18 protein-coding genes are annotated in these 20,247 nt (G+C 48.1%); 6 read left to right on the top strand and 12 right to left on the bottom strand.

Features of this window, described 5'->3' with window-relative positions; genetic code table 11:
* Positions 1-49: 49 nt before the first annotated feature.
* Positions 50-772, top strand: a complete 723-nt coding sequence (rph, locus tag QGP82_RS01040; RefSeq protein ID WP_163666459.1) for a ribonuclease PH — start codon at positions 50-52, stop codon at positions 770-772.
* Between the two features lie 47 nt (positions 773-819).
* Here rph and QGP82_RS01035 read toward each other — a convergent pair whose 3' ends face one another.
* Entirely contained in the window at positions 820-2,040 is a 1,221-nt protein-coding gene (locus tag QGP82_RS01035) for an MFS transporter (protein ID WP_163666457.1), read from the bottom strand.
* Between the two features lie 862 nt (positions 2,041-2,902).
* Between QGP82_RS01035 and leuA the strand changes: the two genes are divergently transcribed.
* Positions 2,903-4,612 (top strand): 2-isopropylmalate synthase, encoded by a 1,710-nt coding sequence (leuA, locus tag QGP82_RS01030; RefSeq protein ID WP_499056678.1) that lies wholly within the window; start codon positions 2,903-2,905, stop codon positions 4,610-4,612.
* Positions 4,613-4,655: 43 nt separating this feature from the next.
* Here the strand turns inward: leuA and QGP82_RS01025 are convergent, their stop codons facing one another.
* From QGP82_RS01025 to QGP82_RS01005, 5 genes are all read right to left on the bottom strand, one after another.
* Entirely contained in the window at positions 4,656-5,783 is a 1,128-nt protein-coding gene (locus tag QGP82_RS01025) for a mechanosensitive ion channel domain-containing protein (protein WP_163669028.1), read from the bottom strand.
* A gap of 228 nt (positions 5,784-6,011) precedes the next feature.
* Positions 6,012-6,497 carry a hypothetical protein gene (locus tag QGP82_RS01020; protein WP_006514376.1) on the bottom strand — a complete coding sequence of 162 codons (486 nt, stop codon included), beginning with the start codon at positions 6,495-6,497 and terminating at the stop codon, positions 6,012-6,014.
* 127 nt (positions 6,498-6,624) lie between these two features.
* Positions 6,625-7,710: a universal stress protein gene (locus tag QGP82_RS01015; protein WP_499056675.1), complete on the bottom strand. Its 1,086-nt coding sequence runs from the start codon at positions 7,708-7,710 to the stop codon at positions 6,625-6,627.
* 307 nt (positions 7,711-8,017) lie between these two features.
* The gene (locus QGP82_RS01010) at positions 8,018-9,781 is read right to left on the bottom strand and encodes a peroxidase family protein (protein ID WP_499056674.1); all 1,764 of its coding nucleotides are present in this window, start codon (positions 9,779-9,781) and stop codon (positions 8,018-8,020) included.
* A gap of 85 nt (positions 9,782-9,866) precedes the next feature.
* Positions 9,867-10,307: a DUF1569 domain-containing protein gene (locus QGP82_RS01005; protein WP_499056673.1), complete on the bottom strand. Its 441-nt coding sequence runs from the start codon at positions 10,305-10,307 to the stop codon at positions 9,867-9,869.
* Between the two features lie 321 nt (positions 10,308-10,628).
* Here QGP82_RS01005 and QGP82_RS01000 point away from each other — a divergent pair, with 321 nt between their 5' ends.
* Positions 10,629-11,585 carry an aldo/keto reductase gene (locus QGP82_RS01000; protein WP_499056672.1) on the top strand — a complete coding sequence of 319 codons (957 nt, stop codon included), beginning with the start codon at positions 10,629-10,631 and terminating at the stop codon, positions 11,583-11,585.
* Positions 11,586-11,628: 43 nt separating this feature from the next.
* On the opposite strand, the gene QGP82_RS00995 is transcribed toward QGP82_RS01000, so the two are convergent.
* From QGP82_RS00995 to QGP82_RS00970, 6 genes are all read right to left on the bottom strand, one after another.
* Positions 11,629-12,669: a Kelch repeat-containing protein gene (locus tag QGP82_RS00995; protein ID WP_499056670.1), complete on the bottom strand. Its 1,041-nt coding sequence runs from the start codon at positions 12,667-12,669 to the stop codon at positions 11,629-11,631.
* A gap of 55 nt (positions 12,670-12,724) precedes the next feature.
* The gene (locus tag QGP82_RS00990) at positions 12,725-12,964 is read right to left on the bottom strand and encodes a DUF4058 family protein (protein ID WP_250565124.1); all 240 of its coding nucleotides are present in this window, start codon (positions 12,962-12,964) and stop codon (positions 12,725-12,727) included.
* 36 nt (positions 12,965-13,000) lie between these two features.
* Positions 13,001-16,837 (bottom strand): magnesium chelatase subunit H, encoded by a 3,837-nt coding sequence (bchH, locus tag QGP82_RS00985; RefSeq protein WP_499056669.1) that lies wholly within the window; start codon positions 16,835-16,837, stop codon positions 13,001-13,003.
* Positions 16,838-16,939: 102 nt separating this feature from the next.
* A complete protein-coding gene (locus QGP82_RS00980; protein ID WP_163659074.1) occupies positions 16,940-17,275 on the bottom strand; it encodes a XisI protein in 336 nt (111 codons plus the stop codon).
* Positions 17,263-17,679, bottom strand: coding sequence for a XisH family protein (locus QGP82_RS00975; RefSeq protein WP_499056667.1), 417 nt, complete (start codon positions 17,677-17,679; stop codon positions 17,263-17,265). Before QGP82_RS00975 ends, QGP82_RS00980 begins: the two co-directional genes overlap by 13 nt.
* A gap of 34 nt (positions 17,680-17,713) precedes the next feature.
* Positions 17,714-17,869, bottom strand: a complete 156-nt coding sequence (locus tag QGP82_RS00970; RefSeq protein ID WP_499056666.1) for a hypothetical protein — start codon at positions 17,867-17,869, stop codon at positions 17,714-17,716.
* 158 nt (positions 17,870-18,027) lie between these two features.
* On the opposite strand from QGP82_RS00970, the gene QGP82_RS00965 reads away from it, so the two are divergent.
* From QGP82_RS00965 to QGP82_RS00955, 3 genes are all read left to right on the top strand, one after another.
* Complete coding sequence (locus QGP82_RS00965; RefSeq protein WP_163669040.1) at positions 18,028-18,654, top strand: hypothetical protein; 627 nt, start codon at positions 18,028-18,030, stop codon at positions 18,652-18,654.
* 102 nt (positions 18,655-18,756) lie between these two features.
* Complete coding sequence (locus QGP82_RS00960; protein ID WP_163669042.1) at positions 18,757-19,155, top strand: nuclear transport factor 2 family protein; 399 nt, start codon at positions 18,757-18,759, stop codon at positions 19,153-19,155.
* Positions 19,156-19,158: 3 nt separating this feature from the next.
* Positions 19,159-20,163, top strand: a complete 1,005-nt coding sequence (locus QGP82_RS00955; RefSeq protein WP_499056665.1) for a zinc-binding dehydrogenase — start codon at positions 19,159-19,161, stop codon at positions 20,161-20,163.
* The last annotated feature ends 84 nt before the right edge of the window (positions 20,164-20,247 follow it).

The following is a 20,247-nucleotide window of genomic DNA, read 5'->3' as shown; positions in this document are numbered from 1 at the left end:
TCCGGCAGACTAGGTATGTTGGAAAATAGTTATACAGAGCATTGACACTATGGTTTGGCAGCGTCCTGATGGTCGGCAACCGAATGAACTACGTCCAGTTAAGTTCGAGCGACGTTTTACCCGTTATGCGGCTGGGTCAGTCTTAGCCCACTGCGGCAATACTCAAGTGCTATGTACGGTGTCAGCGTCTGAAGACGTGCCTCGCTGGCTGAAGGACTCAGGGCAAGGTTGGCTCACGGCAGAATATCGGATGTTGCCCAGTGCGACCCACACCCGGACAAGGCGTGAGCTGATGAAACTATCGGGTCGTACCCAAGAGATTCAGCGGCTGATCGGTCGCAGTTTGCGGGCTGCCCTAGACTTAGAGGCGTTAGGGGAAATAACGCTGACGGTAGATGCGGATGTGATCCAAGCTGATGGCGGTACTCGCACGACGGCAATCACGGGGGCTTATGTGGCCTTAGAAGATGCGATCGCCACACTCATGGCCAAAAACACCCTGCAAAGCTCACCTTTAAAGCATCAGATTGCCGCTGTTTCTGTCGGTCTGTTAGAAGGCGATGCGTTTCTCGACCTCAATTATCCAGAAGATGTTGCAGCCGACATTGATTTTAATGTGGTGCTCAATGGGGAATTGGGGTATATCGAAGTGCAGGGAACTGCTGAGGCTGAAAGCTTTAATCGTCAACAGCTAAATCAGATGCTGGATTATGCAGAAGTGGGCATTAAGCAGCTGATGGTGCTGCAAAAAGAAGCGCTATTGCAAGATTAATTTAATCGGCGGATGGGCATTGCCCATCCGCTGGTTCTATTCATTGATCACACTGCCGGGGCTTTGTTGTCTGGCAAATTTAGGGAAAACGCAAAGATTGCGATCGCTATAGTTAACCCACCTGCCACCAAAAAAGGCATGCCATACCCAAAGGTGACCAGTACGCCGGAAACAGCCGGGCCGATGGCATTGGCCATGCTCAGGTAAGAAGAATTGGTACCGAGGGCTTCACCCTGTTCATCTTTAGATGTACGTAACGACAGCAGTGAGTCGATCAGCGGCATCGGAAATGCATTGACAATACCAAAGAAGAATAGCAATACCCAGAACGCTTCAATGGTGGGGAACGACGGATAAAGAATCAGCAAAATTCCCCGCATAATCAGGGCAGTCACCAGCAGTGTGACAAGATTCATCCGTTTTCGCAGAGGCCCTAATAAGAACACCTGGGATAAAAATGCTAGAACGCCAAAGAATACAAACGCAAATGCCAGATTCTTGGTATCTTGCCCCAGCACCGTTAAGAAGAAGGGCTGAAACGCAAAGGTAAATACGGTGAATGTGGCCCCATTGAGAAAGGTCATCAGGAAAATGCGACCGACCAACGGTTTGCGGAAGGAGGTGGCCAGGCGGCCAAAACCAAAGTCATTGAGGGATAGGTTGAGTTTGCGATCGCACTCTGACGATGGCCGTGTTTCCGGCAATACCGCAAAACAGAGAATCGCTGCCACCAGGGCCATCAGGGCTGACACCATAAAACTCATACCCAAAGGCGTGATACCCGGTATCGGGGGTAAAGTCTGGGCAAAATAGGCCAGTGGCGGCCCCACGACAAACCCCAGTCGAAATATGCCGCCAAAAATTCCAAAAGCTTGGGTCCGCTGCTCCGGGGTCGTAATATCGCTGACCACCGCCTGGGCTACAGAATTATTACCCCCTGTTAGACCATCCAGCATCCTGGCCAGATACAGCCACCAGGCAAAGGGACTGACCGCCGCCAGCAGGTTAGCCACCACCGTGCCCAATAAGCTAATTACCAACAACGGCTTACGCCCAATGCGATCCGATAGCCGCCCCAGAATCGGGGTACCCAAAAACTGGGACAAGGAAAACGCCGTGGTCAGAAGACTCGCCGCCAGATCACTGAGACCAAACTCTTTAGCATAGGGGTACAGCGTTGGAATAATGATGGTAAAACTGACGGAGTTAATGAATGCCACCAACGTGACAATCCAAAACTGCAGCGGCAGGCGCGACTTGGCAGCCATAAAAGCAAAGACGTAAAGTTTTGTAACCTTGTTAGAATATCAGGATGCCTGGTTAAGCGCTAATCAGGAATTGTTTTGAGTTACTAGTTTTTAGTTCTTAGTTAGTTAAGTTAGACACGTTAAGTCATTAACAAACTATGGGAGACAATGCCTCAAAACAAAGAATGAGCAGCCAAGAACTAAGAACCAGGAACCAATAACCATCCAATAATTTAGTTGACGGTCTAAAAAAGAGTAAGCTAGAATCTCGTCATTGAGTTTTTCACAAACTTTTTTTGTCATGAACGCAGTCAAGCAGCTATCACTACACAGTCTAACTAGCCTCGGTGGGCTAGGACTGCTGCTGCGCCTGGCGCATACTAACTAGATCACACCCCAATCCATACGATAGGTAGGCTTTTTCTAATTGATCCATTACCCAACGTTCCTGATATACAGGAACTTTTGAGTTTTGGATGTCATACCTGAAATCATAGGACGATCATTTCACCCAGGTTCTTCCACTTTTGGAAGAGCCCCATTGCTGAAATGAAAGCGTTCTCTTAGGTTGTCTCCCTAGCCTGCCTATCTCCAAAATCTCCCACGTCTATCGATACCCTATCCCCTCATGGGAGGGGCTCCGGGGTGGGTTTCCCTTGCGCAATTTTTCGAGCTCTCAACATCAATCCTTCTGCTTTTTAAAGGAATTGTTGTGGCTTGAGAGGTTTAAGTCTTTTTGCCTGTAAACATTGTTGCTCGCAGACTTTACCCACACCGCCCGTTGGGCACCCCTCCCAAGAGCGAAACGCAACAGCATCCTTTGCATGCTCTTCCCGAGAAAAGGAATTAAACAACCAACCATTAAGCACTCACAAAAACCATTATGTTGAAGCATCCTGCTCAGAAATATAGTCCGTTTCAGCCGATTCAGATTGACCGCACCTGGCCCAGTTGCACCATTACCCAAGCCCCCACATGGCTCAGCACCGATTTACGTGACGGCAACCAGGCCCTGGCTCAACCCATGTCGATTGAGCAAAAGCTGCACTTCTTTGAACTGTTGGTGCGCATTGGCTTTAAAGAAATTGAAGTAGGGTTTCCATCAGCCTCGGCAACAGAATTTGAGTTTGTCCGACGACTGATTGAAGAAGATCGGATCCCCGCAGATGTCACCATACAAGTCCTCACCCAGGCAAGGGAATCGCTTATCCGTCGAACATTTGAAGCACTGCGAGGAACAAAACAAGCAATTGTCCATGTCTATAATGCGACAGCTCCCGTCTTTCGACAAGTTGTCTTTCGCAATAACAAAACAGAGACCATTGAACTAGCTGTGTCAGCTGCCACCCTGATTCGGCAGCTGGCCCAACAACAACCAGAAACAGTCTGGCGATTTCAATACTCTCCTGAGGTCTTTACTTCAACTGAACTACCCTTTGCCCGAGATATTTGCAATGCAGTCTTGGCCGTGTGGCAACCCACACCCGACGCCAAAGCGATTATTAACTTACCAGCCAGCGTTGAAGTCGCTACACCCAATATATTTGCCGATCAGGTGGAATGGATGCATCGCCAGTTAGACTACCGTGATGCAGTGGCCCTGAGTGTCCATCCCCACAATGATCGAGGCTGTAGTGTGGCAGCGGCAGAGCTGGCCCAAATGGCAGGGGCGGATCGAGTGGAAGGCTGTCTGTTTGGCAATGGCGAACGTACCGGCAATGTGGACTTGGTGACGTTAGCGATGAATCTCTATACCCAGGGCATTCATCCGGGCCTAGATTTTTCGCAAATAGATCAGGTGGCCGAGGTGGTTAAGCGATGCACCCAGCTACCCATTCATCCACGGCATCCCTATGTGGGTGACTTGGTCTTTACAGCCTTTTCTGGGTCTCACCAAGATGCCATCAAAAAAGGATTTGCTCAACGACAGCCGGAGGACTACTGGGAGATTCCCTATTTGCCCATGGACCCGGCAGATGTGGGTCGCTCCTATGAGGCCATTGTGCGGGTTAACAGTCAGTCAGGAAAGGGGGGCATTGCCTTCTTGCTAGAGCGAGACTATGGCGTTGTTCTACCCAAGGCTTTACAGGTGGAATTTAGCCAGATAGTACAGCAGGTTATGGATAGTACTGGCGACGAAATGTCATCATCGGCAATTTGGCAGTTGTTTGGTAGCACCTATGGCACAGCACCGGGGCCAGTGGTCTATCAATCCCACCATCTAGAGACGGCAGGTGACAATGACCAGGTGCAACAGCTAGTGATGCAGGTTAACTACGACAACCAACCGCTATGTTTGCAAGGGGCTGGCAATGGTCCCATCGATGCCCTAGTGGCAGCTCTACGGCTTGGTGGCTTGGCAATCGAGATTGCTGACTATGAAGAGCGCGCGCTACATGCAGGCAGTGGGGCCGAGGCCATTGCCCTAGTTGCCGTTACTGGTCCGGAACAGTCACAGAAATACTATGGCGTGGGTACCCATCGCAATATCACAACAGCCTCAATCTTGGCTGTGCTTAATGGTCTTAACCGTTTACTGAATGCACAGGATCAAGCTGGGCAAGATCAGCAATCGCTTAGCCTCTGCGTTTAATCACCATCAGCCATCGTTCCCTTCGACTGCGCTCAGGGAACGATTACTGATCGTCATGTAAAAACGGCAGGTCTGGCAAACCATCGTGACTCAACGTGCTGCGCTTAGGAATTTGCGTTTGCTCATGGGGAATAGGAATTAACGAGGTTTGAATCGGAAACGGCATGGGAATATTTTCGTTGCGAAAACGCTTATGCAGCCGTTTGATAAACTCGTGGCGCACCACCAGATGGTCAAAATATTCGCGAATGCGCAGGTAAACCGTCATGGTGATCGCGAAGTAACCAAATTCTTTAAAGCGAATCCAGGGGTCAGAATTGGGCACGCCTCCAACAACGTCATTCATCACCTCATTGGCGATCTCAAGGGCGACTTGTTCTACTTTCTCTAAATCCGTATCGTAGCTAATACCCACTTCAAGGATAATCAGAGCTTCTTTATCTGGTAGACCATAGTTCTTGAAGACATTATTGAGGATTCGGGTATTGGGTACCACTACCATGTTGTCGCGAATGTCTTGCAGGATAGTGTGCCGCCAGGCAATATCCACCACGTATCCCTCTTCACCAGAATCTAACTGGATAAAGTCCCCAACCCTTAATTTATTAGATGTGGCTAGGTTTAAGCCTGACAGAAAATTAGTTAGGGTACTCTGAAAAGCTAGACCAAGGGAAACACCACCAATACCCAAAGCTGTGAGTAAAGGTGTAATGGCAATGCCAAGGGACTGCAGTGTGATCAGTACACCGAAGGTGAAAATCACAATTTGGGTCAGCATCTCAAATAGAGATGTCAGATTACCTGCCCCTTTTGTCTCAGAAAAGTAGCGGACAAAGCCTACAGATAAACGGGCAACGATTAAGGTACCAGAGGCAATAGCGGCTACTAAGAGACACCTTTGAATTGTGAGAAATAAATTATTGTCAATGGGCAGCGTCAGAATCGCTGCAAAAATACCGCCAATAATAAACCAAAACAGGATTAATCCTTTGAGGGAGCTGATAATCACATCAGCACCACCCCAACCTATCCTGGAAGAGAGCGCCTGCAGGCGATTTAACCCTTGACGTTCAACAATTATTCCTAGAAAAAACGCACCCAAGATAATGACAATGGGTACGACAACACTAATGATATTGGTAATCGTAATGACGTTTAAGGCTGCGCTCACAACAGTTAGCGATTGATTTAATAGAGGTATCTAAACATAGATATTTCATAGATACCGTGATCAATCGCCTTTGGCAAGTTGCACCTACCAGGCATCAACTTACGCCAGAAAAGCTTGGCTGGCTGGGGAGTCAGACGTTAGACGTTAGTGAAGTCCTGACGTCTGACGATTGAATTCTATCCTTGGGAAAACTTCCCGCTCTGCCTTGATACCACCCCGCAGTCGAATCTAAGCTAAAAATTCAGGATTGCGCTTTCTAATGATGCCAACCATCATCGGACTCATAACTGTGAAGATGGTGATCACTAGGACGATCAGATGCTGATCCCATGTTATGCGAGCCATGTAATCCCAGGTAGCCGCTCGGCCTAACTCAAATCGTCCTAAGGCAACGTAGGTGACGTTACAGATAAATGATGTCCAAAAGTCAAAAAGAATAGCGAGTATCCAAGCAAGTCTTAGCAGGTAAATTTCACGCTGTTTGCCTTGATTATGTCCCCATATAGGACGAGTCGAGAAATTAAAGGCCCCTGCAATTAAAGTACCGACTAGACTTAAGCCAATGGCAATGAAATGAATACCATTTAGAATGAGCAGGCTCCCTAAAAATGTAGTGAGCAAATCCCAGACCATACTGACGCGAAAGGCGCTAATCAGGACAATCCGAGGTAAACCTACATGGACATTGAGTCTGGGTTTTACATCAGGTCTCATAAGCGTGCTTGATGGATGCCACCTGTGTCTGAGCAATAATTTCACGCTAGTGGAGAAAGTTGAGGAAATTATGAAGAACCTTACTCCCAAACTCGGTTTAAGCCTGGTTCGGGAGTAATTCCACCATTTACCCTCTAGTTTGGGCGACCTGGCGTGTTTCTTGTTCTTGATGCGCCTTTGTTGACGTAGATGACTTAGGTCGATTGACGAAAACAGCACAGGGAGCTCGATGGCTGACGTAGTAGCTGACACTACCCACTAGTAACTCTTTAAGCCCTGACAATCCGCGACAGCCCATGACAATCAGATCGGCAGGCCAATCATTAGCGACTTCACAGATCTGCTGCCCCGTGCGTCCCTGCATGACATCACAAATGGCTTCAATACCTTCAGTTTCCAGTTCTTCAACATAGAGTTGTAAGGTTTGCCACCAGCCACTGACAAATTTGTTCCATTCCTGCTGGTACTCTGCAAATAGGAGCTCACTATGTTGGGATATGTATTGACTATCGCTAAAAATCAGCTTTTGAGGCAAACCTGGTTCATCTTCGTCAATGACGTGAAGTAGCCTGAGTTCAGCCTGATGTAGCTTTGCCAGTTCGATGGCAGTTTTCATTGCCTTTTGAGCCATTTCTGACTTGTCCAGCGCCACCAAAATCTGCTTGGGCCCCTCGCTGGATGCTGTGTCAGTCTGCTCATTTTTGCGAGCAATCGGAGTATCCTCAACGGGTTGTTGCTTAGCATGTACGACCAAAACGGAGCAGGGAGCATGGTGCAACACATAGTTGCTAACGCTGCCAATTAGAAATTCACTCATTCCCGATAGGCCACGACTGCCCACAATAATTAAGTCGGCCTCCCAGGTTTGTGCGACTTCACACAATCGTGCGCCTGGATTGCCATACAGTAGGGTGCCCGATGCTTCTATGCCATAATTTTGAGCATCGGCAATCTGCTGATTCAGTAAAGCTTGCGAATGATCTACAAACTGATTCCAGGCAACTTGGTAGGATTCCACTACGGTGGCGCTAACGCTGGGGTATAGAGGTCCGCCAAAATAACCACTAAATTTTGGCGCGCCTGGTTCGCTATCTACTAAAACATGAACGAGTTTTAGCTCTGCATTGTAGCTAAGTGCAGATGCGATCGCCTTTTGTAAGGCCCTCAACCCTAAATCAGAACTATCCAAGCCAACCACAATTTTGCGAATCATTCGCTTTCTCCTGATATATTGTTGGATCAACAAATGTGGAAGATTTTTATCTCTTCCTTCTTGATCGTAACAAAACAAGTTGAGGAACTTATGAGGAGTAGCAAAGGCTGGTTGGGCCATTGGGCAACGTTACTCTTCCCCATATTTTCTTTAGATTGTCGGTCTATATTAGGAGACTTTATATCTAATATTATCCATGCCTCTCTATCATTGGGCTATCTATGATTGAGAAGTTCCTGGCTCAATACTGATTGACCCACCCTTGCGATTATGTGGCAGTGCAAAGAGCTTGAGGACCCACCGCACCCTAGGTGCCAATGCGACGCCAAGGTCTAAATGCATTGTCAATGTCGTACAACGCTGGAGCTAGCGTGGGAAAATGGCGCTGTAGAACAGTTACCATGGTGTTGTTGGCAATCCAGTCTAAGCCCAGCTGGGTATAAACTTCAGCCCTATAATCTTTGGTAAAGAACCGATCGCTTTTCAGGCGGCGAGAGGCCATGAGGATAAACACGCGGAAGGCGGTATCGCTAAAGCCAAAGCCTTCAGGTTTATCTTCAGCAAACAGACCGACCATCAGGTCTACGCTGTTGATGTCGTTGTAGTAGACTCGACGCATTTCTTCGACCCATTGTTTGTTGCTGCTAATTTCCTCAAAGGATTTCACACGAGTTCTACCGATCAGCTCTCGGAAACGATTGTAGCGGGGCACTCCCCGTTCGCGATCGCGTAAAATATCCACCGCTGCTAGATCAAAGACCTCACCATTGTCTCGCACCAATTGCTGCAAGGAACGCGGATAGTTATGAAGGCTAATTTCACCAGGATGGGCGATACCAAACGAATAGTATAGGTCCGGCATAGGGATTGATTCTAACAATGTCCGACTGCGTTTGCCTGAGATTTGGAAAAAGTCGGCGGCTTGTAATGGCCGATTATTATCTAGAGAATAAAACTGGAGTTCATCAGGAATCAGCGGGTGCATGCGATACACAGACGCAAATTCCTCAGTTAAATAGTAGGGTGCGGTGTGGTGGTCCGTCTCAGACCCCACAATCCCCGACAACAAATCAGTGAGTTCTCCTTCACCGACGCTGCCTAAAACTTGCTTCAGGTCTTCTCCTAGGAAACCAGACCAGTTCACATTCAGCGCAATATCCGTTGCCGGCAGAGGTAAAATCGCAGGTGTCCACTCAACGGTGTGGATTTTTGCCATTAGTGCTGCATTGATCAACCGGGCATGGTTGAAGAGAACATCGTCGGACCAATGGGAATATTCTTGTTTTAGGTGATCGCAAATAGCGTTGTGTTCTTTGGTGAACACAGTATGCAACATGGATAATCCAATCCACCAGTTATCGTTAAAACCGGTGACATCTAGGCCAGTCTCGGGATCCACAGGTAACAGACCGTCATCCTGAATAGTGAGTTTGCCATGGACGTGCGATCGCAATTTATCCACCGTTTCTGGGTCGCTGCCATAGATCTGAGAGCCGTCCCACCAGTGGGTGACCGTATTGATAAACGTTTTGGGTCTGGCACCGTCCGGTCGAGACTTGTCTGCCAGCGTCTTGCCAACGGCCATGGGGCGATGCTCCTCTGGCCACGGATCATTGGGCTCCAAAGGAATTTCCAGCTTATCGTCAGGCTCGTTATCACCGTGGGAAAACCAATCATGGTTTTCAAACTGAATCCAGGCCGCAGCCAACAGATTAAGAATGGTGGCAGGCTGAAAGCGATCGCGCGTCATCAATATGCGACTGACCTCACGTGGATTTGGCGTCATCAGCTTAGGGGCTGCTTCTGCTTCAACGGCACCCAGAGCAACATTACGGCCAAAACGGGTGCCCGCCATACCCATTTGGGGCTGTTGCAAATCATTAAAGCTACCGTCTGCTGTACGAGCAGTTAGGTGACTCCCATCAGAGCTGGGGTGAGGTTTGGGCAATTCACCACTATCAGGCAGCTGAGATGTATCGTGGAGATTTTTCTCCCTAAGATCATTGCGAAGCTTTAATAACTGCAACAACGCCAGCGGAGTCGGCAGTTTGTGCCAAAAATTATCAAACATAACAATAGTCTCCAGTCGTCGAGGGGGCTAACAGTAATTGCGCTCGGATTGTTATTGAATTAACCTTAAGGATGCTGATGGTGAATCAAGCTGAATATTCTCGTATTTCCTCAAGGTGATTATTTAAATGCATCACATGGGCACGGATATAGTCTTGTTTTGATAGGTCTCCATAGGTAAAATGAGGAGCCAGGGAATCTGTGTAGTTGTCAAAATCAATGTAAGCTTTTTTTAAGCGAGCCAAAGCTTTTTTGAGATTGCCATGTGCTTCCAATTCTGGGGCACCAGGAATGGGTTCATCTAAGGGATGCTGCATGGCACCGAGGGCGGAAAAAAGGGTGAAAGCTAGCTTACCAACCGTGGCTTTGTAGATTTCAGGTTGTTGTATGGGATATCCCACCATGGAACATTCAACACTCTGGGCACAGTGGGTCAAAATTGCATAGGGTTGCCATGCTCCTGTACTGTGTAGAGGTTGATTGCTAAGGCTTGCTATAGTTTCTAATGCTGAAGAAATTGTTAACATAGTAGGCCTATTACCAAATTTCATTCATGCGTCTCAGTTTTGGGAGGATTCTAAACATCAACCCAGGTTGAGTTGTGAGAATCTCCCATGACGTTAACATCACTCCAATAGCAACGTGCCGTTAGCTTTACAACTTGATGCTTCAGCGTTGGGTAAAAGTAAAATATGTTAGTGATTATCGCCTGAAAACGCCGTCTTGAAATCAGGCAGGTTAAGGCCCCTAATCACAGGATTAAATGCTGAGTTTGACGCAAATTTAATTTTCCCTGCTACTTTGATGAAAAGACAGGATGGAAAATGTTCATCGCTCGGAGCAGATAAATGGTAACTACATTTAAATTTAAAAACGGCGACCAGATGCCGATTTTAGGATTAGGCACATGGAAGTCTGCACCTGGCGACGTGTATAAGGCTGTTAAGGCAGCCATTGCAGCGGGGTATCGCCACATTGACTGTGCCCACATCTATGGCAACGAAGCCGAAGTTGGTCATGCTCTGTCAGACGCATTTAGTGAAGGCATGGTCACCCGTGAGCAAATGTGGATTACCTCAAAGCTATGGAATGATTCCCATGCGCCGGAGGATGTGCGGCCTGCCCTGAAGGAAACCCTCTCGAATTTGCAGTTAGAGTATCTGGATCTGTATCTTATCCACTGGCCTGTTGCCCTGAAAAAGGGGGCAACGTTTCCCCTGACGCCCGAAAAATTAGTTTCGCTGGAAGTATTGCCCATTTTAATTACCTGGAGTGAAATGGAGGGTTTGGCAGATGAGGGGCTATGCCGTCACATCGGGGTGTCTAACTTCAGTATGGCCAAACTACAGGATTTACTGGAAAATGCCCGCTTAAAGCCAGAAATGAACCAGATTGAGCTGCATCCTTACCTACAGCAAACCTCAATGCTGGATTTCTGCAAAGAAAACAATATTTATCTGACGGCCTATTCACCGTTGGGGTCAGCGGATCGGCCTGATAGCTTGAAGGCCGATGACGAACCTGTTCTGTTGGAAAATCCAACCATTGCAACCATTGCTAAACACCATGGAGCCACACCCGCTCAGGTACTGCTGAGCTGGGCCATGCAGCGAGGCACCGCAGTGATTCCTAAGTCAGTTAATCCTGACCGTATTAAGCAAAATTTGGCCGCTGCTGACTTGTCGCTAACTGCCGCCGACATGCAGACAATAGCCGAGCTAGATTTAAACCGTCGCTATGTGGACGGCACTTTCTGGCAGGTGGACGGTGGACCGTATACCCTAGCCGCCCTGTGGGATTTATGATTCAACGCTGTAAACGTCCATTTTCATGCATTAACAATTGGTACTACCCCTGCTCAAAAGGTAATCTAAATATCTGAGTACTGGTCTCATTGCTACCATATTTTATGAAACCACCGGACACATAAATGTAACCATTATGGACAAAGGCAGCATGGGCATAGCGGGATTCGGGTAAAGGCGGTAGCTCTGTCCAGGATCCGAGATTATCTTGGTCATCAACCGTGGCGGCTTCGACGGTGGAGAGAACTTTGTTGGTTGCACCACCTGCGATCGCAACCAATGTTCTATCCACCAAAACAGTTGCATGTCGCTGTCGTGCTGTAATTGTCCCCACCGGTTCAAACGGTGACAGGGTTTTATCCACTTGAACATCAGCCACCCAAACCTGATCAAGTAATTCACTCGGTCTAAACTGGGCAGTGCCAGACACTGCAAAAATGCGATTGTCCACAGTTGTTGCCGTTACCCAGCCGATGGGTGTAGGAAAGGGGACCAGCTCTTGAAAATCTCCCACCGTTCCATCAGCGGCAATGGTCGCTGTAAACACTTTATCAATTACCGTCGTGTTGTTGGGGCGAAACGTATTGCTGCCACCCAGAATATAAAGCTGATTATTCAGGCTAGTGACGGCATGGATTGTTAGTGGCTCTGGTAACTCTCCTACATCTACCCATTCTGTAATATCACCTTGCTGATTGGGCACCGCCCGCAGAATTCGGCTAGAAACCTCACTGCCATCCCAGAAGCCATTATCTCCTCCAAACACATAAAAAGCACCCTTATGGATAGCCACCATATGGTGTTGTAGCTTTAGAGGCAACGGAGCCGTTGTGTCTTGCCAGTCACCAAATGTGCCCTCTGACGTTAGGGGCGCAAAAAAGACATCCTCATGAATGCCTTTGGTCTCATTCCAGCCACCAATCACATAGATATAGTCACCCAATACCATCATTTGGTGGGATTCTAAAGGCGTTGGTAACTGACCAATTTCTTGCCAGGGAGAGTCTTTTGGGGTTTGGCTAATTCTTTGCGCTGTCTGCTGCTGCGGGGTACAAGCTATTACAGGAAAAATAGAAATTGTCAAAGTCAGCCCAACAGAAATAAATCTTCGAGTAAGCCTTACCATAAGCAAGTTTCAGTTATTGATTTTCTATGAGTTCCAACACCCATTGCTGATGTTCGGGAGCGAATTTAGGACTAGGAGGTTGACTGTAGTCAATAGCCAAATGATATCGGCCCTTTTTATACACCTGATCGAGTAATGGCTGGAGCTCTAGTAAAACATCTGATTCACCGGGCAACAGCGGAATTGGAATAGGGGGAACAGTCTGTTGTAAGCTGAAGGCAAATAGATTCCCAACTGGAAACGGTGATGCCATGGTCAAGTGATTTGGCAATTTCCTTAATTATGGCCATTATAGCCCTACACCTTCCAGTGTCTCATCAGCGACATCATAAAGCTCCTGTAGTTTTTCCAGGGTTTCTTCTTCAGCTTGCCATAGCCCACGTCCATTAGCCTCAATCATCCGTCCAATGATATTACGGAATGCTTCTGGGTTGGCTTCCCTCAGTCGATTCGCCATGGTTTCATCCAAGGCATAGGTTTGGGCGGTCTGGTCATAAACCCAATTATCTTGGAAGCCAGTGGTCCCTCCCCAGCCAATCAGGGCCGTCATCCGTTGAGAAATTTCATAGGCTCCACCAGAACCTTGGTCTGCCATGGCTTCAGCCCACTTAGGGTTAAGCAACTTGGTGCGATACTCCATGCGCAATACCTCTTCCAGCTTGCGGGGGGTGGTGTCCTGGGAAAAACTCTCCACAAAGCTAGCAGTCACTCGTTTACCCTGACGTTTTTCGGCAGCCTTTTTGAGGGCTCCGGTGTTGGCGTAATACTCCTGAATGTCGGTGAGGCCATATTCCACAGAGTCAATTTGCTGCACAATGCGGCCTGTACTTTGTAGAAGAGTATTGAGCACGTCTGGGCGAGCCTGTCCTTTATCGCTACGACCGTAGCTAAAGGCATTGCGATCTCGCCACGTATCCGCCAGATCTTCCCCCGACTCCCAGTTAGAATCCGTCACCCGGTCATTCACCAGCGCCCCATAGTCCCCAGCCGGATTGGAAAATAATCGAGCCGACACATTCTCCACCCCTTGGGCTTTCAGCTCTAAGGCATGCTTACGAATAAAATTCTGTTCTGGGGGTTCATCAGCCTCGGCAGCGCGGAGAAACAGATCGTCCAACAACTCAATGATATTCACAAAGCTATCGCGAAAGATGCCGGAGAGATTGCCCAAAATATCGATGCGGGGATGATCCATCTGCTCTAGAGGGATTAGCCCATAGCGCACAATCCGCCCCGTACCTTCTTTAATCGGTTCCGCCCCCACCAGCTCTAGCAAAATCCCTAAAGATTCTCCCTTAGTCTTGATGGCATCCAGTCCCCATAACATCACAGCAACAGTTTCAGGATACTCACCAGAGTCCTCCACATTCTGAGCGATCAGCTTCCGTCCAATGGCACGTCCCCGCTCATAGGCAGCTGGAGAAGGCATACGATAGGGATCTAGCGCATGGATATTTCGGCCTGTGGGGAGAGCACCGGGACCATCCCGTAACAGATCGCCACCGGGGGCTGGAGGAATGTACTCGCCGTTAAGGCCTCGCAACAGATTGGTGAGTTCATCCGTGGTTTGCATCAGGCCCTGACGAATAATTCTGGCTTCGTCCAATAGCGCTGCGGTGATGGGCGCGCTGGCTGGATAACGCTTGTTCAGGACGTCGATCTGAGGTTTCTCCGGTAGGGTATCCGTTGCGATGTGTTCTATTAGCTCAGGGTGCAGGCGTTCTCCAAAGTAGGCAGCAAGATAGCTGGTAATAGCTTCTGTCGTAGGCGATTGACCCAGCCCATGGAGGCCACTGGAAAATAGACGATTTTCCAAGACTTGCAGATACTCATATACCGTGACAAAGTAGGCATCTAAGACGGCATTACTAAACAGTTTGGCATGCTCTGGGGTAAACTCTAATCCTTGCTGCTTTAACTCCGGCAGCGGACAATCTGTGGCCAGACCTGTATCGGTAATCTTGGTGAGAATGGCATCTTGCAAAACTCGGTTTGCCTGGGGCTCTTCTCGAAATTCAGCGATCAGCTCTCGCAGCGTAATCAGTTCTTTGTATAACCCTGCTCGTCCATAGGGGGGCACATTGTGGGAGACCAGCACTCCGTAACCTCGCCGCTTGGCTAAAATGGACTCTGATGGGTTGTTGGCTGCATACACATATAGGTGTGGAAGATTGCCCAACAGAATGTCAGACCAGGAATAGCCCGTATTTCCCAATGGGGAACCCGGTAGCCATTCCACGGTGCCATGCATGCCAAAATGCACCACCGCATCCGCCTGAAACTCTTCTTGCAGCCAGGTATAAAACGCTGCGTACTGGGGGTGGGGGGTTAAATCTCGTTCAAACATCAGCCGCATGGGATCCCCCGCTAGGCCTAAGGGGGGCTGCACCCCAATCCACACATTGCCCAGCTGAATGCCACCCACATGGAAATTTTCACCGATGGTCTTAATGCCGCTTTTGGTAAGGGACTGCCATTGTTTTTCAATTTTGGAGGTTTTCAAATAGCCCAACCATTTTTCTAAGGTTCTGACATTGACAGTGGCTGGGACGGAGAGTGGGGGGAGTTCTTCGTTATTGGTTATTTGTTCTGCCTGTTTGGGAGTCATCCATTGATTTTCATCGTCGGCTGCTTTCACCCAGTCAATGATTTTCTCGCCATCTTCGGGGAGTTCTCCCACCTGGTATCCCTGGGCTTTTAGGGCTTGTAAAAGGGTTAGGAGAGATTTTGGTACATTCAAAAGCGCGGCTGTACCGGTGGCTCCATAGCCTGGGGGGAATCCGTAGAGAATAATGGCGACTTTGCGATCGCACCGCTCTTTCCGCCTCAGTGCAATCCACTGTGTCACCCGTCCAGTCAGACGACGCACCCGTTCCGGTACCAGATAAATTTGGTCTCCCACCAGGCCCCCCAGCGGAATCGGATCAATGGCTCCATCCAGTTCCGGTAGAGCGTACAGCACCACACTTTGCAGTCCCCCCACCCCCTGACGAGTCCAGGAGTGAATATCCTGAATCAACAGCGGTGCTGCCACAAAATAGGGCACATTTTTTGCCCCTAAAATCTTCTTGGCCACGGCCACTTGACGCCCAGCTTCCATAGACCCTGCTGGACCACCTACCAGGGGAAAGCCAATGGTAGACACAATGGCATCCACCTGTGCCGCTTCGTTGGAAAGAGAGGCACATTCCACATTGCCCAAGGCTCGCTGGGCCTGTTCATATCCGGTGGTCATCAGGTCCCGCACGGCTACGTGGCCTTCCACACCGTTGATAAATATGGGCACCGGCATCAGGTCTGCTTCCTCAAAGTAGCGAATCAGCTGCGGGATATAGGCCTGCTTGGTAATGACATGCTTGCGATACAGGAGAATGCCAACACGGGGTTGACTTCGACTCCGCTCAGTCAACGGGGGGCTGAGCGAAGTCGTTCGCATAGCGTCTCCTATGGAGTTAGCCCGATACCAATCTACATACGCCCTCGGCGACTCAAAATATCCTTCATAATCCGGATGCAATAATCCAATATTCGGCGTCTCAATCACCGCTGGGATCTCTCCGACGGTCAGGCCTAAATATTTCTCTGTCAGCACCCACAGCATGGAGGCCACATTCTCAGTACCGCCTGCATTCCAATAGCCGTAGATAATCAGCCAGTTGCGCAGGTCCTGTACTTTTTTGGCGGGAATATATTTCAGTAGCTTGGGGCCAACTTTGAGAAAGCTAATATACCCAGCCAGTTTGTCTTCTTCTTTGCCGCTGCCAAACTTACTGAGGATAAACTTGACCGGCTTAGGCATACCTTTTGGCTTCGCGCCAATGACAAACTTACCCAGATGGGTGAGGGCCATAAGCTCCAGGGCGGATTCAAAGACCAGGCGAATGGGAATATCCTGCACGCGCTCCCGCAACCAGAGGACCTGGTCATAGTCAAAAATTAGGCTGGCGAAGAATACGTCGGCTCCATCTAAGGCCGTTGCAATGGTGTCAGGTTGGGTGGTGAGGTCGCGATCGCAAAATACCCGAATGTCTAATTCAGGACAGCGCTTCTGAGCCATATCCGCCGCCTGCTGATATAGCTGTGTATTAAAGGCTTCAAACCCAGCAATTAGGACAATCCGTGGCATTCATTAGGACCCATGGCAGCCCCTTAATTTTAACGAGTTTTAATGGTTTGGTCTGAGCCGCCCATATCTCTCCATCAAAATTGGCTAAATACTCTTTGGCGGCTAAGCCATTGCATAGTCAGTATACTGCCGCATCTCAGGAGCTTGGAACCCAAGGACAATATCCGTTCTCGGCACTCCTCGATCAACCAGTTCTTGAGCTACTCTAATCTCAGTCATGTTCTGCTGAATCCAAATTTTTCCTGCTTTAATATCCAGGTGCAGCACACAACCATACACTCGTCGGTGACCGTCCCAACCCACATTCATCACCTGGTAATGGTCTTGTTGTATATCAAAAACGGTATGGCATTCAATCTCGCCATTGGAGATTGGAATTGCTGCATACTCAGTCAATAATGTTTGAATTGTATTTCGATAAGACGTTATGTTATCCATTGAACAATTACCTCTTGAATAGGGTCATAAATGATTTGCTTAATCTGATATCGTTCCACTGAAAGTTGTGCAAATTCCCGTTTAAAGAAGGCTTCATAGGCTATAACAGGTACTGCCAAATAGAGAATACGTTGCGGCTCACTGATCTCCAAAGCAAGTCTATAGTTCAAAAATTGCCCTAACGCAGCATGATAGTCCGTTAGTGGTGAGTCACTTAAAAAGGTTTTAATTTCAACCGCAATTTTCTCTGCTCCTCGTTCTGCTGCTAAAAGTTGTTCCGCACCTAAATCAATTTCAAACTTTGTTCCACCAACGTCAAGTCGCAATGGATCATCAGTAATTGTCCATTGTTCTTTCTCCAGAGCAATTTTAACGACTTTATGAAATCGATCTTTGGCTGCCATTATCCTCTTATTCAGCTATCTCTGTGATATTAGTTCAATTAATACATGCGATCTTATAAGGTTCATTAGGCAAATCGCAAAATACCCGAATGTCCAACTCAGGACAGCGCTTCTGAGCCATATCCGCCGCCTGCTGATATAGCTGTGTATTAAAGGCTTCAAACCCAGCAATTAGGACAATCCGTGGCATTCATTAAGACCCATGGCAGCCCCTTAATTTTAGCGAATTTTAATATTGTGGCTCCTTAGTCTGCGAGCATACCTGCTGCTATAGATATGGGAGTAGTACATTACTATTAATAACGTTACTATTAGCTTAGAATGTTTTGAGCAAGGGAAGTCAGCAATATGCCTTACAGCAAATTCACAACCCTCAGCCAGGTAGAAGCAGCCTTTGACTTAACCCTTGACGAACACCATAGACTTTTCAACGATGTAAAACCTCTGCAGCCAGATCTTCGTTTAAAGGAGACTTTGCAAGACTATTTACCGCTTGCCAATGCAGTTAATACCGAAAAAGCCCGCTCTGAACTAATCATTGCCCCTATTTTGCTAGAACTCAGGCGACAATATAAGGGTAAAGTAGGTTTTTTCTCAGGGACTGAGTTTACGGTTGATCCCGATGCGGGTCTATCTGGTTACTGCGACTATATCTTGACAGCATCAGCAGACTTATATGAGGTTCGCTCTCCAGTGGTTACCTTAGTAGAAGCCAAAAATGAAGATATTAAAGGTGGTTTGGGGCAGTGTATTGCTGAAATGGTGGCAGCCTATAGGTTTAATCAAAAGCAAGAAGAGGAGATATCAACTATCTATGGGGTGGTGACCACTGGCGTTATCTGGAAATTCTTGCGTTTGACCTATCCAATTGTGGCCATTGATTTAGAAGAATACTACGTTAAAGAGATTGACAAGATTTTGGGTATTTTGTCATTACCATTTTTAACTGAAGAAGAGTCTATACATACAGCCTAAGCATAGAAATATAGGCACTGCTATAAGTTTTCCCAACAGTTTTGACAACCTGATTTCGTTGATAGTCTAGCCACAGTTGATTTGTAAATTGGATAACTACTGATGACAACTGCCAGCCCTAAAACTCTTAACGTTGCCGAAGCCGCCTTCCAAGACTTTTCCCAGGGGCTATCAACGGGAGATTGGTCTCGTTTTTTAGCCTGGCTGAGTGATGATTTTACCTTCTGGTTCCCAGCCGGTCCCTTCAAAGGTCTAAATTCTGGCAAAGAAAAGGCTACAGACTTTTTTGCCATGGTTTCAAAAGTCTTTCCAGAGGGGCTGACCCTAACCCTAGAGCGCACGTTTAGCAGTGGCAATACGGTTCTATTTGAAGTGCGTTCTCAGGGACTGATGTTGGGTCATCCCTATGAAAACCAGGCGGCTATTTCCTTTGATATAGCCGGTGACAAGGTTTGTGGATACCGGGAATACCTGGGTGTAATCTTTCAAATTGGGGGATAACCCATGGCCAAACAGTATCGCAAACTAGTGGCTCGACAGCTTAGCCATGATTTTCAATCTGCCATTGACATTGTGGAAGAGGACATACCACAACCCATGGCTAACCAGGTGCTCATTCGGAATCGGTTTGCTGGTGTGAATGCCGGGTTTGATACGTTGCTGTGCCGGGGAGAGGTGCCCTATGTGAATTTTCGGCCCCCTTTTAACCTGGGGGTGGAAGCGGTGGGTGAGGTGGTCGCCATGGGGGCTGTGGTGAACCGGTTTACCGTCGGCGATGCTGTGGCAACAACTGTCAGAGGAGGGGGGTACCGGGAATATCAGGTAATTGATGCCGAACTGGCGATTAAAATATCTGAGGCTATTCCCGAGATTCTGACACTGATGCCCACAGGTATCTCGGCCCTGGTGGGTTTAGAACGGGTGGGAGAAATGGGGAGTGGAGAGATCATTTTGATTACGGCGGCGGCGGGGGGGATTGGGCACATTGCGGTACAGCTGGCTAAATTGGCAGGTAACCATGTGATTGGGACTTGCGGGTCAGCGGCTAAAGGGCAATTGTTGAGGGACTTGGGGTGCGATCGCATCATCAACTACCACCAAGAATCTGTCAGTGATGTCCTGGCCAGAGAATACCCCAATGGCATCGACCTGGTGTTTGACTGCGTTGGTAAACACATGTTTGACGCTGGCGTAGACCATTTAGCTGTGCGGGGACGGTTTGTAATTGTGGGATTTATCTCCGAATATGGCAAATCGTTAGAGATAGTTTCCCAACCCCGCATTTATGAAAAACTCTTTTGGAAAGCAGCTTCCGTGCGAGGATTCTTGTTGCCCCAGTATCGTGAGGCCGTACCGGAGGCTTGCGATCGACTTCTGGCTCTATTTGAACAAGGCAAACTCAAAGTAGCCATTGATCCTACTGATTTCCATGGAATTGAAGCCATTCCCAAGGCTGTCAATTATCTCCTCAGCGGTCAAAACTGCGGTAAAGTTGTTGTCAGGCTTTAGGAATGTGTGGAAAAATGTACCCTTTTAGAGGCCTAGTGACATCTGGTTCCCCTTCGTGAGGGGAACCGTCAGGGAGGGGTTTTC

Origin of the sequence: Leptothoe sp. LEGE 181152, assembly GCF_032906605.1 — a bacterium.
In the GTDB taxonomy this organism is placed as follows: domain Bacteria; phylum Cyanobacteriota; class Cyanobacteriia; order Phormidesmidales; family Phormidesmidaceae; genus Leptothoe; species Leptothoe turfae.
Note: the sequence above shows the minus strand (reverse complement) of the source record. Positions and strands in the feature narration are given on the sequence as shown.

Coding starts and splice junctions, on each gene's coding strand:
- bchH (WP_499056669.1), bottom strand. CDS start 16,837: ATGCCACGGATTGTCCTAATTGCTGGGTTTGAAGCCTTTAATACACAG.
- QGP82_RS00980 (WP_163659074.1), bottom strand. CDS start 17,275: ATGGATAACATAACGTCTTATCGAAATACAATTCAAACATTATTGACT.
- rph (WP_163666459.1), top strand. CDS start 50: ATGGTTTGGCAGCGTCCTGATGGTCGGCAACCGAATGAACTACGTCCA.
- leuA (WP_499056678.1), top strand. CDS start 2,903: ATGTTGAAGCATCCTGCTCAGAAATATAGTCCGTTTCAGCCGATTCAG.
- QGP82_RS00990 (WP_250565124.1), bottom strand. CDS start 12,964: ATGGCATCACCGTTTCCAGTTGGGAATCTATTTGCCTTCAGCTTACAA.
- QGP82_RS01035 (WP_163666457.1), bottom strand. CDS start 2,040: ATGGCTGCCAAGTCGCGCCTGCCGCTGCAGTTTTGGATTGTCACGTTG.
- QGP82_RS00965 (WP_163669040.1), top strand. CDS start 18,028: ATGCCTTACAGCAAATTCACAACCCTCAGCCAGGTAGAAGCAGCCTTT.
- QGP82_RS00970 (WP_499056666.1), bottom strand. CDS start 17,869: ATGCCACGGATTGTCCTAATTGCTGGGTTTGAAGCCTTTAATACACAG.
- QGP82_RS01020 (WP_006514376.1), bottom strand. CDS start 6,497: ATGAGACCTGATGTAAAACCCAGACTCAATGTCCATGTAGGTTTACCT.
- QGP82_RS01005 (WP_499056673.1), bottom strand. CDS start 10,307: ATGTTAACAATTTCTTCAGCATTAGAAACTATAGCAAGCCTTAGCAAT.
- QGP82_RS01015 (WP_499056675.1), bottom strand. CDS start 7,710: ATGATTCGCAAAATTGTGGTTGGCTTGGATAGTTCTGATTTAGGGTTG.
- QGP82_RS01010 (WP_499056674.1), bottom strand. CDS start 9,781: ATGTTTGATAATTTTTGGCACAAACTGCCGACTCCGCTGGCGTTGTTG.
- QGP82_RS00975 (WP_499056667.1), bottom strand. CDS start 17,679: ATGGCAGCCAAAGATCGATTTCATAAAGTCGTTAAAATTGCTCTGGAG.
- QGP82_RS00960 (WP_163669042.1), top strand. CDS start 18,757: ATGACAACTGCCAGCCCTAAAACTCTTAACGTTGCCGAAGCCGCCTTC.
- QGP82_RS01000 (WP_499056672.1), top strand. CDS start 10,629: ATGGTAACTACATTTAAATTTAAAAACGGCGACCAGATGCCGATTTTA.
- QGP82_RS00955 (WP_499056665.1), top strand. CDS start 19,159: ATGGCCAAACAGTATCGCAAACTAGTGGCTCGACAGCTTAGCCATGAT.